Here is an 18,329-nt window from a genome sequence, read left to right on the forward strand (position 1 = left end):
TCCCCCCCCAATTATTATTGGGCTTGAAATTAGAAGATAAAAGTTACCATGAAACGAATATGTTGCTTCGAACACAATCACCGATGCACACCCATTCGATTGAGCACACAAACAAATATAATTTTAGCAAAAAAAAAGCCTCTTTTAGAAACAATGCGACACTATTTGTGGAATTACTTAACAAACAGTCTCAACGATCCGCATTTATCGGACACTGCATTTCATCGTACAACTAAAAATTAGTTGGCTTCGGCAACTGTTCTCAAAATCTCCAGCAGGTGAAGCCAGAATTTCTCAACAGCTTCAATATGAATACGTTCATCAGGTGAATGCGCATTGCGAATGGTCGGACCAAAGGAGACCATGTCCAATTCAGGATATTTTTCGAGGAAGAGGCCACATTCCAGTCCGGCGTGAATGGAGCGGACAATTGGTTCTTCGCCAAACAGATTTTTATAGGTTTGAGCCGCCACCCCTACGATGTAACTTCCGGGGTTTGGTGTCCAGCCCGGATAACCATCCGAATGCCTCACTTTTGCTCCGGCCATTTCGAAAACAGCCCGTACCATTTGTGCTGCTTCACGTTTGCGGCTATCCAAATCACTACGCTGACTGGTTGTAACCACAACGCTGTTATTACTTTCAAACTTCACCGAAGCCAGGTTGGTTGATGTTTCCACCATATCTTTCATTCGGGTACTCATCCCCAATACCCCATGCGGGCAGGCAATCAGCATATTCAGCAAATTTTCCTGACTAGCCTGAGTGAGCACATGCCCCGGCAAACTTGTCGAGCTATGATCAACCACTAAGTTTGGCTCGGTACGCTGGTATTCGAATTCAACTTCAGCTGAAAAAATATTAAGTTCGGCTACGAGTTGCTCTTTTTGAACAGAAGGAACAATTACGACAGCCGATGCTTCGCGAGCAATGGCATTTCGCAGATTTCCACCGTTAAAATCGGCTATACGAACGCCAAAATCGCGTATCGCCTGCCATAGGAAGCGCGCCAGAATTTTATTGGCATTTCCCCTTCCTTTGTGAATATCATCACCTGAATGTCCTCCCCACAAACCACGAACAATGATTTTTAGTGCGAACGAATTGCCAGGAGTTTTCTCTTTCTCAATCTCTAATTCAGCAATGGTGTCCATTCCTCCGGCACAACCGATAAACAACTCGCCATCGTCTTCCGAGTCAAGATTCAACAAAATCTTCCCGGTTACAAAGCCAGGCTGAAGTGCAAATGCTCCGCTTAAACCGGTTTCTTCATCCACTGTCATCAAGCACTCCAGAGGGCCGTGTACCAAGGATTTATCAGCCAGTACAGCCATCTGGGCTGCAATCCCAATACCGTTGTCGGCGCCCAGTGTGGTGCCATCCGCTTTCACCCAACCTTCATCTACAATCGGAACAATAGGGTCTGTATCAAAATTGAAAACTTTATCCGAGTTCTTTTCACACACCATGTCCATGTGCGCCTGCAAGATTACCTTTGGGCTTTTCTCTTTTCCCGGACTAGCCGGTTTTGTAATCAGCACATTGCCAATTTGATCGGTTTTAGCTTCCAATCCATTTTCAGCTGCAAAGTCGAGCAAAAACCGACGAATACGATCCTCTTTTTTCGAGGGTCGTGGCTGCTCGCAAATTGCTTCAAAATAACTCCAAAGTTGCTGTGGATCCAGGTTCTCCAATTTTTTCATAGCAAGTTTAAATTTTAGACGGATAAAGGCAGGGTGCTTTTCCCTGATGAGCATCAAAGTTAATGGTTAAGTACAAATCCCGAAATAATAATTTCAACAATCTCATCGATTCCGCGATCCAACAGCTCAACAATTCAACTTAAAGATTTATTAATGAGCATTCATGGGTAAACCGGTCAAAACAATTACCTTTGCGCCCCTTAAATGATCATGAAAGTTTTAAAGCTATGATAACTGTCTCAAATTTAGCCATCCAATTTGGCAAAAAACCATTATTTGCGGATGTAAACATGAAGTTTACTCCCGGAAACTGTTACGGAGTAATTGGTGCAAATGGTGCCGGAAAATCAACTTTTTTGCGTCTGATTTCAGGCGAACAAGATCCAACCCGGGGATCTGTAACGCTGGGGCCCGGTGAGCGCTTGTCGGTTTTAAAACAGGAACACCACGCCTATGATGAGTTCCCGGTACTAGATACGGTGCTAATGGGACACAAAGAACTGTGGCGGGTAATGAAAGAAAAAGAAGTGCTTTATGCTAAAACAGATTTCTCGGAAGAAGATGGCATGCTTGCAGCCAAGCTGGAAGATGTGTTTGCCGGTATGGACGGCTGGAACGCCGAGAGCGACGCAGCCACCCTATTAAGCGGCTTGGGTATTAAAGAAGATTTCCACTATACTTTGATGGGCGATTTGGAAGCCAAAGCGAAAGTTCGGGTTTTGCTGGCTCAGGCACTTTTCGGTAATCCGGACAACTTGTTACTGGATGAGCCGACCAACGACCTTGACCTTGAAACTGTACTTTGGCTGGAGAACTACCTGAGTAACTCGCAAAACACGGTTATTGTGGTTTCACACGACCGTCACTTTTTGGACAATGTATGTACCGACGTGGTGGATATCGACTACGGTAAAGTCCGTGCCTTCTCGGGTAACTACACGTTCTGGTACGAGTCGAGCCAGTTAGCGCTCCGTCAGCAAGCTGCAGCCAACAAAAAAGCTGAAGAAAAGAAAAAGGAACTCTTGGAGTTCATCAGCCGTTTCAGCGCCAACGTGGCCAAATCGAAGCAAACAACCAGCCGTAAGAAAATGCTGGACAAACTGAATATTGAAGAAATTGAACCATCGACCCGCCGGTATCCGGGAATCATTTTTCAACCTGAACGCCAGGCTGGCGACCGCATTTTGCGGGTTGAAGGACTGACTTATGAAGTGGACGGTGAGGTGCTCTTTAAAGATGCGACCTTCACCATCGAGAAAGATGAAAAGGTTGTTTTCCTTGGAAAAGATAACCGGGTAATGACCGCTTTCTTCAACATTATTACGGGAGAACTGGAGCCTACGGCAGGTGAATTTGAATGGGGTGTGACCATCAAAAATGCCTATTTGCCAATGGACAACACTAAATATTTCAACAAAAAAGAAACGCTTTACGAATGGCTGGGCAAATATTCGGACGATACCAGTGAATCGTTTCTTCGCGGTTACCTGGGAAAAATGTTATTCTCGGGCGACGACCTGCAAAAGAACGTACAAGTGCTTTCCGGAGGTGAAAAAATGCGTTGTATGATCTCGCGCATGATGCTTGAACATCCGAACGTTGTGATCCTCGATCACCCAACAAACCATTTGGATATGGAATCCATTCAGTCGTTTAACAACAACATGAAAGTTTATCCGGGGCAGGTGCTGATGGCTTCGCATGACCACGAATTCATCGAATCGGTTTGCGGCCGTGTAATTGACCTCACACCAGATGGAGTAATTGACAAATACATGGACTTTGAAGATTACCTGACGGATGAAAAAATCAAAGAAAACCGAAAAGCCAAATATGCGATCCGCTAAATTGGCATTCAAATTATAATCATGAAGGATGTTTCCGCTACGGGGAACATCCTTCTTCGATTGCGGCATGCCGGAACGGGCTGGTTTCGAAGTGCCTGAACATATAGCGAATTATGAGGCTTTCCTGCACTTCATTGTAAATTTAATCTCTAAATTTGGACTGCTTTCTGAACAAAATATTATCAGTGGGGACATCCAGGTTTTAGCAGACTGCATTGCTAGTGAAATATCCCGTGAAAAATTATAATTTTGGACTGCTTTATCCGTTTTCAATAAGCTCAGCTCATTAGAAACAGTTTTAAAACGAAAAACAACTACACATGTTTAAATCCTATGCGATTGCGATGCTCCTTCTATTCCTTTGCGGAGCACAGCTCACTCTTCAGGCACAAACAAACGTTTCAACCGTTAATGTTGAAAATCTTTCCGATGCACAGGTAAACCAAGTTATACAAGAAATTAAAGAGCGAGGGTTAACGGCGACAGAAGCAGCAGAACTAGCCCGGGCAAGAGGTGCTTCCCAGCTTCAAATTGACCAGTTGATGACTCGTATTCAACAGGCCCAGCTCTCGGGCGATAACGGAAATGCCATTCAGACAGTGGTCAGCTCACCTGCTCCGGAAGAAGCGAATTATTCAACCAGCCAGAGTGGCACACAAAAACGTTCGGTGCAATCCACTCCAAAAAATAAGCGAATCTTTGGTTATCAGTTGTTCAATCAGGACAAACTAAGCTTTGAGCCTTCAGTCAATATCCCCGTCCCTTCCGACTATGTAGTGGGTCTTGGCGACGAGCTTTCGATTAATGTTTGGGGAGCCAGCCAGCAAACTTACCTGGTACAGGTCGACGGAAATGGCTCGGTTAATATTCCCGATCTGGGGCCCGTAAAAGTGGCCGGACAGAATTTTGCCGATGTACGATCCACTCTTCTACGTCGGTTATCGGCCATTTATAGCGGCATGGCCGGTCCAACGCCCAATACATATGCCGAAGTAAGCATCAACAACATGCGTTCAATTAAAGTCAATGTGGTGGGCGATGCGATTAATCCGGGTACCTATACCCTACCCGCAACCGCTTCGGCATTCAATGCGCTTTACCTCTCGGGCGGCCCAAACGAAAATGGTTCTTTCCGATCCATCCGCGTTATGCGCGACAACAAACTGGCTGGCGTAATTGATGTTTACGACTACCTGCTCAACAACAAAACCAATAACAACATCGCCTTACGCGATCAGGATATTATTTTCATTCCAACTTATCACAAACGTGTTGAAGCTATCGGCGCATTTAAACGGGACGCGATTTTCGAACTTAAAGAAGGTGAAAACATAAAACAACTGCTTACCTATGCCGGAGGTTTTAACGACAATGCTTCGCAATCGCGCCTTTTAATTACACGCTTTACCGATGAAGGGTACAAGCTGGACGATGTGAAACGTGCTGAATTCGGCACCTTTAAGCTTAAAAACGGCGATGTGATTCGGGCTGAAGAAGTGATCAGCATGTTCGAAAACCGGGTAAGTATAGAAGGAGCCGTGTACCGCCCGGGCACCTATGCCCTGGATGAAAACATGAAATTGTCACAATTGCTGACCAAAGCCGGTGGCCTTGTCCCCAATTACTTTGCGAGCCGCGGACTCATCATTCGGTTGGATGACCAACTCTACCCCAACACCATTGCTTTTAATGTCGACGATGTGCTTAATGGAACGAATGATCCGATTCTGCAACGTGAAGATCAGGTGATGATTCGCGATATTTTCACTGTCGGCGAGCACAAAATTGTTCGCATTTTAGGGGAAATCATGAACCCTGGTGAATTCAATTTTTACCGCAACATGACCATGAAAGACCTGATATTTTTGGCCGGCGGAATGAAAGAGGCAGCGAGTGAATCGTACATCGAAGTTGCACGCAGAAACAGTTACCAGGAATCTGCCGGTGTGGACAACAAGCTGGTAAGTCTGCATACTTTTGCCGTAGGACGAGATCTGCAACTATCAACCGAAGATGAACAATTCACGTTACAGCCTTTCGATCAGGTTTATATTCGAAGAGCTCCATCCTATCAGGCACAAAAAACAGTTACCATTGCTGGCGAAGTAAAATATCCGGGGCAATACAGCATCAGCAGTAAAGACGAACGAATTTCAGATCTGGTGCAACGTGCCGGCGGAATCACCCCACACGCCTTTAAAGACGGTGCAAGCATGAAACGGCGTGTAGACCGGCAATTGAAGGAACAAATTGAGCTGGCCAACCAAATGCAAGAGGGACACGACCAAAGTCTTCAGGTCATTAAAGAGCAAGCCTACAAAACACTCGAATTGCAATTGAAAGATATTCTTAAAAAACCAGGATCGGATAACGACTACACCCTGAAAGAAGGCGATGAAATTTTCATCCCTACTAAATCAGAAGAAATCTGGGTCAATGGCGAAGTCATGAATCCGACAGGCCTGGCCTTTAACCCGGCTGTAAACACCAAATATTACATCAACACAACAGGTGGCTTTACCGAGAATGCCCAAAAAGGAAAAGTTTATGTGATCTATGCAAATGGCACATCTGCATCAACTAAAACCCACCTTTTCCGGAAATACCCTAAAGTGGCCCCGGGCTGCCAAATCATTGTGCCAAAAAAACCAGAAAAGAAACAAACGGAAGTTACTACCTGGCTGGCAATTGCCAGCACGATGTCTTCCCTTGCAATCGCGATTGTCGCAGTCCTCAAATAATATTGAAAAGTGATCAACATATGACCCTTGAGAAAAAACAACCAACACCGACCGCTAAACCTACTGCAGACGACGAAATTGACCTCATTGCCCTGGCGAAAACGCTTTGGGACGGACGCCGAAAAATCATGTTCTATCTGCTGGCCGGTGCGATACTAGGATTGGTTTTCGCCCTTGCAAGCCCGAAGGAATATACGGCTAACACTACGATGATTCCGCAAACCGGAAGCAGCGTCGCCAGTAAATTGGGAGGTCTTTCATCGCTGGCTTCTCTGGCCGGAGTAAATATGAGTAATGTAGGCGACAAGGAGTCGTTGCCTCCTACAATTTATCCGCAAATCATTCAGTCTATTCCGTTTCAGGTTGAGCTGATGAATACTCCTTTTAAATGCCCTGATGTTGACCAACCGGTTAGCTTGTACGACTATTACATCGACTACAAGAAAGCGGGGGTGTTGGAAAATGTGAAGAAATATACGCTGGGCCTGCCCGGACTGCTGCTTGGTGTATTAAAGGGAGAACAAGAGGAAGGGGCATTGCTTGACTCGACTCTGGCAAGTAGTTTAATTAGTCTGACCGAGGATCAAGACAAGGTCGTAAAAATCCTTAACGAACAAATCAGTCTGGAAATCAACGACAAAGAAGGCTACATATCGCTAAGCTCGCGATTTAACGATGCTCTGTTGGCAGCTCAGGTTACACGCAAAACCCAGAGCATGCTGCAGGACTATATCTCTCGCTACAAACTCGACAAGGCCAACGAACAACTTAAGTTTATTGAAGCCCGCTATGCCGAGAAAAAAGCCGAATTTGAACTAATACAGAATGAGTTAGCTATTTTCCGCGATCGGAACAAATACATTACAACAGCAACCGCAAGCACACAGTTGGAGCAACTGCAAACGCAATACAATCTGGCTTATACCATTTATTCCGATTGGGCCAAACAATTGGAGCAAGCGCAGGTGCAGGTGAAGGAAAACACCCCATTCCTGACGATTATTGAACCGGTGCGTGTGCCCCTTGAGAAATCGAAGCCGAACCGCCCACTTATTCTGATTATTTGGATATTTCTGGGAGGGATTATCGGAACCGGCACTGTGTTTGGGCAAGAGTTATACAACAGCGTTAAAGAACGATGGTCAGAATAACAGGTCTGCTACAATGCGGAGAATCATGATCTCGACGGCACCAATTTTTGTTCGGTTCCATTTTCAATTCATTGAAATTATAAACTTCAACGCCTGATTAACGTTAATAAATTCTAAACCTACAAAAGTGAATCCCGGTATAAGAAGATCTTTTCAACTCAAGGCTATAACTTGTATCCATTCGTGGAGTTCGCTTCCATCCGTGTAATATATTTTATCAATCGATTCTATAATTCGTTTACCTATGATACCATCTAAGATTACAAAAATTGCCTGTATCGGCGCCGGTTACGTCGGAGGCCCTACGATGTCGGTCATTGCGCAACAATGTCCTCATATTCAAGTAACAGTTGTCGACCTGAATGAAAAACGCATCGCAGCCTGGAATGACCCCGACCTTAGTAAACTACCGGTCTATGAACCCGGCCTCGATCAGGTTGTTGGTGAAGCCCGTGGCCGGAACCTGTTTTTTACAACCGAGGTTGATAAAGCCATCGATGAAGCACAAATGATTTTTATGGCGGTGAACACGCCAACCAAAACTTTCGGTGTTGGGAAAGGTATGGCGGCCGATCTGAAATACGTTGAACTTTGTGCGCGCCAGATTGCCCGGGTATCGAAAGAAGATAAAATTATCGTTGAAAAATCGACACTGCCTGTTCGGACGGCTGAGTCGATCAAAACCATCCTCGAGTCAGAAGGAAACGGCATCACCTTTAAGGTGCTCTCCAACCCTGAATTCCTGGCCGAAGGAACCGCCATTGAAGACCTCTATAAATCGGATCGCGTATTGATTGGCGGCGACGAAGATGAAGGTGGCCAAACTGCCATCAATGCGCTGGTTGATGTGTATGCGAACTGGATTCCCCGCGAAAAAATTATTACCACCCGTTTGTGGTCATCCGAGCTTTCGAAGTTGACCGCGAATGCCTTTTTAGCGCAACGAATTTCCAGTATCAACTCCATCTCTGCCTTGTGCGAACAAACCGGTGCCGATGTCGACGAGGTTGCCCGTGCCATTGGGATGGATACGCGCATTGGCCCAAAATTCCTGAAATCATCGGTTGGTTTCGGCGGATCGTGCTTCCAGAAAGACATCCTGAACCTGGTTTATCTTTGCCATCATTTTAATTTGCCTGAAGTTGCCAATTACTGGGAACAGGTGGTTATTCTGAACGATTACCAAAAACACCGATTCGCCAAACGTATTATCGACAACTTATTCAATACCGTATCAGGTAAAAAAATCGCTTTTCTGGGCTGGGCCTTTAAAAAGGACACCAACGATACCCGCGAAAGTGCCGCCATATATGTTGCCGATGAGTTGTTGCAAGACCGGGCCGAAATTCACGTCTTCGACCCTCAGGTTAGCGCCGAACAGGTTTATTCCGATCTGGAATACCTGCAAGCTCACCGCAGAAGCAACTCGTGCAGTTCCGCACAATTCGAAACAATATCGACCGCTGAGATCAGAAGTCTGGTGAAAGTACACACCGACCCTTACACTGCCATGGCCGATGCGCATGCCATTGCCGTACTGACCGAGTGGGACGAATTTAAAGCCTACGACTGGCAAGCGATTTATAACCAAATGCTTAAACCGGCCTTCTTATTCGATGGGCGGAACATTCTAAATACTGAAGCACTCAAAGCTATCGGCTTTGAATTGAAATCAATCGGAAAAGGATAGCCAATCGATAAGAAAATCGACTTTTGACAATAAAAAGAAGAGCTTGTTTTCAACACGAAAGCAGGCTCTTTTTATTTGGCCACTATAGACATAAACCTCCGCACGTTCGGACTCCCTCCGATGCCTCTGCGATAAAAAGCGCCATCGATTCTACATCAGTCAACTCTCTTAACCTCGAAAGTAAACTGAGTTTACCAGCTATTTTTTCGATCTTGAAAATTGAAAACTCAATCTTGAGCATTGTCGTGCCATTCGCCCCATCGTCCAATTCTTCGTCTAACCTGGATAGCTTCTTTCATCTCAAAAAGAGTATTATCTTTGTCTCATGCGTCTGAAGCAGGAAATAAAAACATTTATCAAACAGCAGTCTGCCTGCATGTTCCCCGGAGCCGATGTTTACCTTTTTGGCTCAAGGGTACATGACGAACAAAATGGTGGTGATATTGACATTCTCTTATTGTCGGATCATTTAATAGATAAAAAACAGTTTCGATTGTTCAGACGTGAATTTTATAAGAAATTCGGCTGGCAAAAAATTGACCTCGTTCAATTCTCCCGGCACGATCAATCCGTTTTCAAACAACTCATTTTAAAAGAAGCCCGGTTGTTATGAACAAAACCAATCAGGATACATTAGTCTGTTTACTGCATGAAGAAATAAGCCTGCTCGAACGTTCGGTTGAAACACTGAAACTGTCGGTGGTAAAATGCAGCCAAATACCGCGAAAAGAGCAATTTACCTTTGAAGAAATGGAATCATTTGATTCATTGACTTCGAAATTCGGAAGGACTTCAGACCTTTATACACAAAAGATATTACGGACTGTATGGATGCTGCTTCATGAACCCTTTGTGCCATTTATCGATCTGTTAAATAAAGCCGAAAAAATGGGTTTAATCGGTTCTGCCGATCAAATGATTGACATTCGCGACCTGCGTAACCAAATTACCCATGAATATATTCCGGAAGCTATTACCGGTCTGGTGCCTGAGGTTCTTGAGTATGCTGAACTGCTCATGCAGAATATCGGGTCAACCTACAAATTTATAAAGGAGCGCTCCTGGTAAAAGCGACTATTGTAGTAGATTCAGAAGTCACCATTCGGTGAAATCTTTTCACTGTACTTAAAACTTTCCTTAAACTTCGCCCTAAACATCCAGCTACTAAACTTAAAAGTGTAAATTTGCGGGAGCACTTGAAACCCTGCAAAAAACAGAAACCTTTATTGTTAAAAAATGGTTTCTTTGGTAATTCAAATAATACCTATCGAATAGTTTAAATGAGGAAAAAGATTAAAATCGGAATTGTTTGGGCCGACCCTTATAATAAGAACTTGGGAGTAGCAGCACTCTCCTATTCTGCAACTACATTGGTTACTGAAATACTTAACTCTCAGAACCAACCGTTTGAATTAGTTTTCGTTGGAAGTTCAAAATGGATAGATGACCATACGTCAATTAATGGTATTGAGATTCAATTCACGAATTCGTTTCGGATGAACATGCTTGACTGGAAGGCACCCATTAAATTCCTGTTATATCCGAAAAAATTTAAGCTCAAGAAATTGCTTACACTCGATTATATAATTGACATTGGTGAAGGTGACAGTTTTGCAGATATTTATGGAAACGAGAGATTTAATCGAATACTTAGCACAAAACTATTTTTCTCGTTATTAGGGAAGAAGCAATTGTTGTTACCCCAAACAATTGGCCCATTTTCTGATAAAACCCACGAGAATAAGGCCTTCCGAGCAATGCGAAAGCTAAACTATGTTTTTTGCAGAGACAGAACCAGCTATGAATATACAGTAAAACATCTCGATAGAGATAAAGTGTTTGAACTAATTGATGTTGCCTTTTTCCTTCCTTATACGCCACAAAAACATACCAAAAACAAAATAAATGTAGGCATTAATATTTCGGGACTTTTGTGGAATGGTGGCTATACAAAATCCAATCAATTTAATCTAAAAGTTAATTATAAAGACTTAATCAAGTCAATTCTAGCCTATTTTGAGTCACAAGACAATGTACAGATCCATCTTGTATCCCATGTCGTTCCTGATGACAATCCGATAGAAGATGACCATGCCGTGTCTTTGGAAATAAAAAACAATCTCTTTCCGAACGTTATTGTGTCTCCAAAGTTTAATTCTCCAATTGAAGCTAAAAGCTACATAAGTGGGTTAGATTTTTTCACTGGTGCAAGAATGCATGCCTGTATAGCAGCCTTTTCATCTTCTGTACCAGTATATCCAATGGCGTATAGTAGAAAGTTCAATGGCTTGTTTTTAGAAACGTTGAATTACAGCTCTGGAGGAGATATGTTACACATGAATGATGAAGAAATTTTAAATGGTATCTCTGACGCATTTGAGTCTCGTAAAGAGTTAAAAAGCATTATTCGGGATCGGATGAACACAATTGTTGTTGAAAGAGGCAACATTCTAAAACAAAAATTGTCTGATTTTCTTTCATAACAATTTTCCCGACAACAATCGATGAATAAAATAGAAAAAATCATTAAAGCAGATTTGTGTCTCGGGTGTGGCCTCTGCGAAAGCATAAGTACTTCGTCCAATTGTTCGATGGTACTTGAACCAAATGGATTCTACAGACCTGACTTCAAAAAAGAGATACCAGCAGAAACCATAGATTCAATCCTTCATTGTTGCCCTGGGATAAGAATTAAAAATGATAAAAAGAACAGTGGTGTTTGGGGCGAAGTTCTGCAAATAAACGAAGCTTGGTCGACTGATCCGACAATTCGAAAAAAAGGATCATCAGGAGGCATTATTAGTTCTCTGGCGATCTTTCTGTTGCAGAGTAAATTGGTTGATGGTATACTTCAGGTTGGAAAGAGTGATAATCATTACCTCTATAACCATTTAAAAATTTCTCGAACAAGAGAAGAGGTAATAAGGAATGCATCTTCACGGTACGCGCCAGCTCTTGTTTTCGACCGACTAAAGAGCATTCTAGACGAAAGTAGCGACAAATATGCTTTCGTTGGTAAACCTTGTGACATAGCCGGAATAAAAAATTTTGTAGCCCAATTCCCTAAATACGAAGATCGAATTATCTATCATTTATCTATTTTTTGTGCCGGAATGCCTAGTTACAATGGAACTGAAAAACTAATTAAATCTTCAGGCAACCCAGACAAACCGATTGACTTAAAATATAGAGGAGATGGTTGGCCTGGTTATTTTGAAGCAAAATTTAAAGACCAGTCAACATTTAAAGTTTCCTATAATGATAGTTGGGGCAATGTATTAGGGAAACACTTAGGTATGAGATGTAAAATTTGCCCCGATGGCATTGGCCTATTGGCTGATATCGTAGCAGGTGATTCATGGAATACAAAAGATGGATATCCGGATTTTGAAGAAAGTGATGGAAGAAGCTTTGTTTTAATCAGAAACGAGAAAGGCGCAAATTTATTTAACAATGCTTTAAACCAAGCTAGAATAGAGGCAACGAATCTTGATGTCTCTAAAATTGCAGACATACAAAATTATCAGTATCAAAGGAGATTATTGGCTGGATACCGAATCTTCGCCATCCAACTATTAACAGGTAAATTATTATCATTTAAAAACCTTGGGGTATATCAACTTGCTATCAAAGCCAATATCTTAACAGGCTTCAAAAATATGATTGGTACAGCCAAAAGAATGATATTAAATAAAACAGCATGATTGCAGTCATAAGAAAATTGAAAACTTTCATCTTAAATCATATAGTTAAAAGAGAAGGAGGCGAAGCCTTTTCAAAGACTCTGCGAGAATTTTATAGCTCCAGGCACAATATTCACGTTGGGTACGGATCTTATGGAGGATGCTTCAATAGTACAAACATTGCTTCCGGCACATTCTTTGGAAATTATTGTTCGATTGCACAAGATGTTAAAGTTTTTAGAGCAAACCATCCTTTGAGTCATTTTACACTACATCCATTGTTTTACAACCCCATTTTCGGATATGTAAAAGACGATCAACTACATAGGCCTGAACTTTATATAGGGCACGATGTATGGATCGGTTCATCGGCAATAATCCTACCTTCGGTTATGACAATTGGAAATGGTGCTGTTATTGGCGCAGGTAGTGTTGTTACAAAGGACGTTCCTCCATATTCTGTTGTTGCAGGCAATCCCGCAAGAATAATAAAAATGAGATTTTCCGAAAGACAAATCAAAGAACTTGAAGCCTCAAAATGGTGGGATTGGAAAAAAGATGAATTGATAAAAAATAAAGAAGCCATTGAAAGCATTATCAATGAAAAATAGTCATATCAGCTATTTTGCCAGTTCATTTATTTGGGGTGTCCTCGCTAAAGTTCTAGATGCATTAATTAAGTTTATAACGATCCCCTTATTGCTAAACTACCTGGGTAGTGACAATTATGGGCTCTTAACCTTAGCGATTGCAACCAATGCTTACATCCAATTATTGGATTTAGGAATGAACACTGGAGCGGTGAAATTTTTCTCACAATGGATTGCAAATAAACAATTCGACCTAATTGACAGAGTTGCCAGAACCAACTACACATTTTATTTGACAATCGGATTAATTAACAGCTCTGTCCTTATTCTATTAGCATTTGTTGGAAATGACATATTTAAAATGTCTTTAGAACAATTCTTCGTGTTCCGAAAATTGCTCTTTATAATGGCATTATATAGCATACTCAATTGGATCACCTTTGTATTTAATCAACTCCTGATAGCCGATGAAAAAATCGCCTATACCCAAAAATGGTTGTCAATTAAAGCTATCGCTAATTTGGTGATCGTCCTACTGACATTGCACTTTGAACTTTCATTGATCCAATATTTCATTTTATTCTCTACAATTAACATAGTATTGTTTGTTCCCTATTTCATTACTTGTAAGAAAAACAACCTTATCCGATCTTTAATTCCTGGTTTTTTTTGGAAGGATTTCTCCGTTATATTCAAATACAGCATGGCTATTTTTGCGATGAGCTTGTTCCAGTTTACTGCGACACAATCGAGACCACTAGTTCTAGGCATATTTTCCAATGAGGGTCTTTCTATTTTAGCGGAATACCGGATCATCGAAGTATTCCCGATTTTCATCATCTCCATTGGAGGAATGCTAATATCGATTCTTCTTCCCAAAACTTCAAAAGCGATCCAACAGAAGAACAGAAAGAGTATTGAACAGATTGCTTATGAAGGAACGAAATACACTAGCATTATTGTCATACTACTTTGTTTGCCAATAATTCTGAGTGCCAAAGAAATTCTTAGTCTATATGTTGGAGACTCATATGCTCATTTATCAATTTGGTTGTCAGTCTGGGTGGCAACGATAACACTTTTTCTACATGGTAGTCCTACTGCAAGTTTAGTTTTAGCCACAGGTAAAACGCGCATGTTGGTATATAGCTCAGCGATTGCCTGCATTGTTTCAATCGCTTTAAATGCTATTTTATGTTCTTATTATGGAGTTGGATCGGCTGTTATTGGATATCTCGTTTACATCATCATCCAAATGGCATTCTACTACCTCTATTTTAACCAAAAAATTTTGGAGCTCGATTCGTTAAAAGTGTTTAAATCGTTTATTTTCCCTACGGGTATTGGGTTTGCAGTCTTGATTATTGTTTGGATGTTAAGAATTGATCTGACAAACCTTTACATCCAAATTCTAATAAAAAGCACCATCTGGTTCTGCGGATTTGTATTGGCACTGCATATAACAAACGTTTTAAAACTGAATCAACTATATTTACTGTGCAAAAAGAACAAATAACCGCCTAATATTGAGTGCAAAACAAATAAAGTCTGCCATGCTTGGAATAGTATTGATCAATTATAAAAACGAAGAGGAAATTGTTCATTATATTGAAAATGAACTTGTCAAGATTTCGGAACCTCATATAACGGTAATTGTTGATAACAGTTGCAACGAACAAAGCATTCAAAAACTTGAATCTGCTCTTGCCCTAAACGAGATTAGCCGCGGTATAAATAAAGATGAAAAACTATTTCTTATCGATGCAAAAGGAAACCTGGGATATGCAAAAGGAAATAATCTCGGAGCTCAATTTTTGTATGATAATTTTGAATGCAAGTATATTTTATTTTCAAATTCGGATATACAGATTAAATCTCCTAACCTATTAAAATATTTGATTGAGAAATTAGAAACCGAATCTGAAATTGGTGCGATCAACCCGAAAATAACCGGGATGAACGGAGTCGCACAGACACCAATGAAAGATATGCCTTTGATCAACCTGCACATATTGAGATATATATTTTATCCCGTATTAAGAAAAATAACGACTATAGTTCCAAATGCCGATGAAGGAGTCTATCATCGCCTAATGGGTTGCTTTTTGGTTGTTCGATCAGAAGCATTTTTTAAGGCAGGGATGTTTGATCCTAATACTTTTCTTTTTGCAGAGGAACTAATTTTAGCTGAGAAAATGAGAAGCGTAAACTTTAACAGCTACTATGCTCCTGAATTTGAAATAATTCATTTTCACAGCCAAACAATTGGCTCGTTTCATAGTTTCAAGAAACAATTGAAAATGATGATGGATAGCGAGTTGTACTATTATAAAACGTATAGGAATGCCCCCACCTACCTAATTTATTTTTCTAGACTTGCCCTAAATTTCTTCTTGCTTTTCTATTTACCCGTTATCCAATTTTTTAAAAGAAAAGTTAAGTAATGGTTGGGTGGTTAGTCTTCATATTTGCATTCATTTTTTTTGTACTCTTTTCTAAGGATAAGTTCACAAAAAGATACTCAAAATGGTATTATCTTCTTTTCATTGTAGTATTCACTGGATTTAGATATAGAATTGGATATGATTATGACTCATATACCAGAATGTTTTTCAAAACCAATGAATTAGATCTCGTCGAACCGACATGGCATTATCTGATTCTAATAATTAACATTGTAACAGGGAATGCACAAATACTATTTTTGATAAGCTCCATATTTATATATCCTCTAATATTCAGATTTGTATACAAAAATTCGCCGTTACCTTTATTATCAATCTATATTTTCATCTGCTTTCAATATTATTTTGCAGAATCACTCTCCGTTTTAAGACAATACATAGCTGTTGCTATTTTCTTGTCTAGCTACAAGTATATTCTTGAAAGAAACTTCAAAAAGTTCATACTTTTAAACATCATTGGATTTTCATTTCATTATTCCGCAATAATTGCAATCCCAACGTATTTCTTTATTAATAAGAAATTCTCAAATCTTTTACTCATTGTGGTCACGATAGCTTCATTTTTCTTCCACACGTTGCTCACATTTGCTATTCCACAGATTGAAATCATGGAAAGATATTCAACTTATCTTTCAGGTTTTGAGCTCGAAGCAAACTCAGGTATAGACCGAATTGTCAGAATAGTAATTCTATTATGCCTGATTTTCTCGAAAAAAGCCCTTGATTATGAGAACAATCTAAGCAATAGAGCATCATTTAATTTAATGTTTTTAGGCATCCTAATATATACTAGCCTATACATTTATGCACCTTTTAGGCGTTTGTCATACTATTTCATGATATTTGAAATAATCATAATGGCACAAATTTTTTTCGTGTACTTTATGGAAAAACCATTTCGTCTCAAGGCAATTTTATTCTATCTATATATTTTCTTTGCTGCACTTTCATTTGGCAAACGATGGTGGCCAAATAAAACTGACTTTTCAGGAACAAATACGCATTATGAAATGAAATTTGTTGTTGACAAACCAATACCTTTAAAACAAACAAAATGATAGCGATAATTGACTCTTTTCGTTTTGGCGAGGAACATGCCCCTTTCAATGCAGCTTTTATAGACATCGTAAACAAATGTTTTCCAGATGAGAAGACCGAAATTTATATCCAAAAAGAACACTGGAAAATAATATATGATATTCTCAATCAAAATAGTGGGCCGGATTCGGATCGGACTTTCGAAATATTAAAAGGAATCGACAGTAAGAATGGCACATTGAGCTTATTTCTATCCTACTTAATATGTACATTCCAAGATACGAAGGTACTTTTTAAGTCCAATTCAAAACTATTTTTTTATACAACAGCAAATCCATTAGCTCTCTTTTTTATCAAGTTAGTCAATCTCTTGCTTCGAAAAAGAGTTTATGTGGTTCTGCATGGAGAGTTAGAATATTTAAATAAAGGGAACGACAAATCACTCAAGTTACAAACTCGTTTGCTGCGGCAATGGTACAGGTTAATTTTCTGGAAATTCCTGACTCGAAACTTCTCCTATATTTTGCTGGGTGAAAGTATTCGTTCTAATTTAAAATCGCTGAAGCCTTCCAATTTCCCTAACTCAAATTTTATTACAATTGACCATCCCTACTTTTTTAAGACGGGACTTCAAAAAAGTGAATCATTCGTTCCGCTAAACTTGGGTATTGTAGGGCATTCTGCTGAAGTAAAAGGATCACATAAAATTTTTGAACTAGCTGAATTAAATGATTCCGAGATTTCAAATGGCAAAATGAAATTCAAGATCATTGGTCATATTTCAAACTGTATCTTGAAATACCAAAATAAATTGGTCGAGACTCCATCGAGAAACGATTTTCTCCCACGGACCGAGTACGAAAAAGAAATATCGTCCTTGCATTATATCTTATTCTTTTATCCGAATTCAATGTATCAGTATATCGCGAGTGGAGCTTTTTTTGATGCGATCTCGTTCGAAAAACCTATAATTGCACTTCGAAATAGCTTTTTCGAACATTATTTTAATCGATATGGCGAAATTGGCTATCTATGTGATAGCCTCGAGGAGATGAGTTATTATTTGAGCAACATAAACCTTGAGAGATATAATTTACAGCTTCAGAATATAAAACAAGCAAAAAAAGATTTATCTCTTGAAAACATCTCGCAAAGACTAAGATCTCAACTAATTTAGCTACGTCATTCAGCAAAGTTAAATAGAATGTATGAGGTCTGAATTATCTACAAATGTTCAAAGTAATCCAGTTCAAAGAAAGTCAACCGACATATTGATAATAGTAAATTACCGCATGGGGTTAATATTATCAAACTAAAGCTATGAGAAAAGGAAACAAAATACTATTCTTTTGTCCACTCCCGCCGCCGATCGGAGGACAAGCCTTAATGTCAGAAATCGTCTACAAGGTCATACAACCTGA

14 protein-coding genes are annotated in these 18,329 nt (G+C 40.3%); 13 read left to right on the forward strand and 1 reads right to left on the reverse strand.

The window, feature by feature from the left end; genetic code table 11:
• Window positions 1-239 precede the first annotated feature (239 nt).
• A complete protein-coding gene (locus ABZD21_RS08350) occupies window positions 240-1,703 on the reverse strand; it encodes an aminoacyl-histidine dipeptidase (RefSeq protein WP_372774327.1) in 1,464 nt (487 codons plus the stop codon).
• A gap of 227 nt (window positions 1,704-1,930) precedes the next feature.
• On the opposite strand from ABZD21_RS08350, the gene ABZD21_RS08355 reads away from it, so the two are divergent.
• The 13 genes from ABZD21_RS08355 to ABZD21_RS08415 all read left to right on the forward strand — a co-directional run bounded on the left by ABZD21_RS08355 (window position 1,931) and on the right by ABZD21_RS08415 (window position 18,085).
• Entirely contained in the window at window positions 1,931-3,550 is a 1,620-nt protein-coding gene (locus ABZD21_RS08355) for an ABC-F family ATP-binding cassette domain-containing protein (protein WP_372774328.1), read from the forward strand.
• Between the two features lie 320 nt (window positions 3,551-3,870).
• Window positions 3,871-6,291 carry an SLBB domain-containing protein gene (locus ABZD21_RS08360; protein WP_372774330.1) on the forward strand — a complete coding sequence of 807 codons (2,421 nt, stop codon included), beginning with the start codon at window positions 3,871-3,873 and terminating at the stop codon, window positions 6,289-6,291.
• Between the two features lie 20 nt (window positions 6,292-6,311).
• Window positions 6,312-7,442, forward strand: coding sequence for a Wzz/FepE/Etk N-terminal domain-containing protein (locus ABZD21_RS08365; protein ID WP_372774331.1), 1,131 nt, complete (start codon window positions 6,312-6,314; stop codon window positions 7,440-7,442).
• Between the two features lie 244 nt (window positions 7,443-7,686).
• Complete coding sequence (locus ABZD21_RS08370) at window positions 7,687-9,132, forward strand: UDP-glucose 6-dehydrogenase (RefSeq protein WP_372774332.1); 1,446 nt, start codon at window positions 7,687-7,689, stop codon at window positions 9,130-9,132.
• A 325-nt stretch (window positions 9,133-9,457) separates the two neighbouring features.
• A complete protein-coding gene (locus ABZD21_RS08375; RefSeq protein WP_372774334.1) occupies window positions 9,458-9,745 on the forward strand; it encodes a nucleotidyltransferase family protein in 288 nt (95 codons plus the stop codon).
• Entirely contained in the window at window positions 9,742-10,200 is a 459-nt protein-coding gene (locus ABZD21_RS08380; RefSeq protein ID WP_372774336.1) for a hypothetical protein, read from the forward strand. The genes ABZD21_RS08375 and ABZD21_RS08380 overlap by 4 nt, the downstream gene beginning before the upstream one ends.
• A 212-nt stretch (window positions 10,201-10,412) precedes the next feature.
• A complete protein-coding gene (locus ABZD21_RS08385) occupies window positions 10,413-11,615 on the forward strand; it encodes a polysaccharide pyruvyl transferase family protein (protein ID WP_372774338.1) in 1,203 nt (400 codons plus the stop codon).
• A gap of 21 nt (window positions 11,616-11,636) precedes the next feature.
• Window positions 11,637-12,836: a Coenzyme F420 hydrogenase/dehydrogenase, beta subunit C-terminal domain gene (locus ABZD21_RS08390; protein WP_372774339.1), complete on the forward strand. Its 1,200-nt coding sequence runs from the start codon at window positions 11,637-11,639 to the stop codon at window positions 12,834-12,836.
• Window positions 12,833-13,426, forward strand: a complete 594-nt coding sequence (locus ABZD21_RS08395; RefSeq protein WP_372774341.1) for a CatB-related O-acetyltransferase — start codon at window positions 12,833-12,835, stop codon at window positions 13,424-13,426. The genes ABZD21_RS08390 and ABZD21_RS08395 overlap by 4 nt, the downstream gene beginning before the upstream one ends.
• The gene (locus ABZD21_RS08400; protein WP_372774343.1) at window positions 13,416-14,921 is read left to right on the forward strand and encodes a lipopolysaccharide biosynthesis protein; all 1,506 of its coding nucleotides are present in this window, start codon (window positions 13,416-13,418) and stop codon (window positions 14,919-14,921) included. The genes ABZD21_RS08395 and ABZD21_RS08400 overlap by 11 nt, the downstream gene beginning before the upstream one ends.
• Window positions 14,922-14,958: 37 nt before the next feature.
• Window positions 14,959-15,849 carry a hypothetical protein gene (locus ABZD21_RS08405; protein ID WP_372774345.1) on the forward strand — a complete coding sequence of 297 codons (891 nt, stop codon included), beginning with the start codon at window positions 14,959-14,961 and terminating at the stop codon, window positions 15,847-15,849.
• On the forward strand, window positions 15,849-16,928 hold the full coding sequence (locus ABZD21_RS08410; protein ID WP_372774346.1) for an EpsG family protein: 1,080 nt from the start codon (window positions 15,849-15,851) through the stop codon (window positions 16,926-16,928). The genes ABZD21_RS08405 and ABZD21_RS08410 overlap by 1 nt, the downstream gene beginning before the upstream one ends.
• Window positions 16,925-18,085, forward strand: a complete 1,161-nt coding sequence (locus ABZD21_RS08415) for a hypothetical protein (protein ID WP_372774348.1) — start codon at window positions 16,925-16,927, stop codon at window positions 18,083-18,085. Before ABZD21_RS08410 ends, ABZD21_RS08415 begins: the two co-directional genes overlap by 4 nt.
• Window positions 18,086-18,329: the final 244 nt, after the last annotated feature.

The organism is Mangrovibacterium sp., from assembly GCF_041596335.1.
Taxonomy (GTDB): domain Bacteria; phylum Bacteroidota; class Bacteroidia; order Bacteroidales; family Prolixibacteraceae; genus Mangrovibacterium.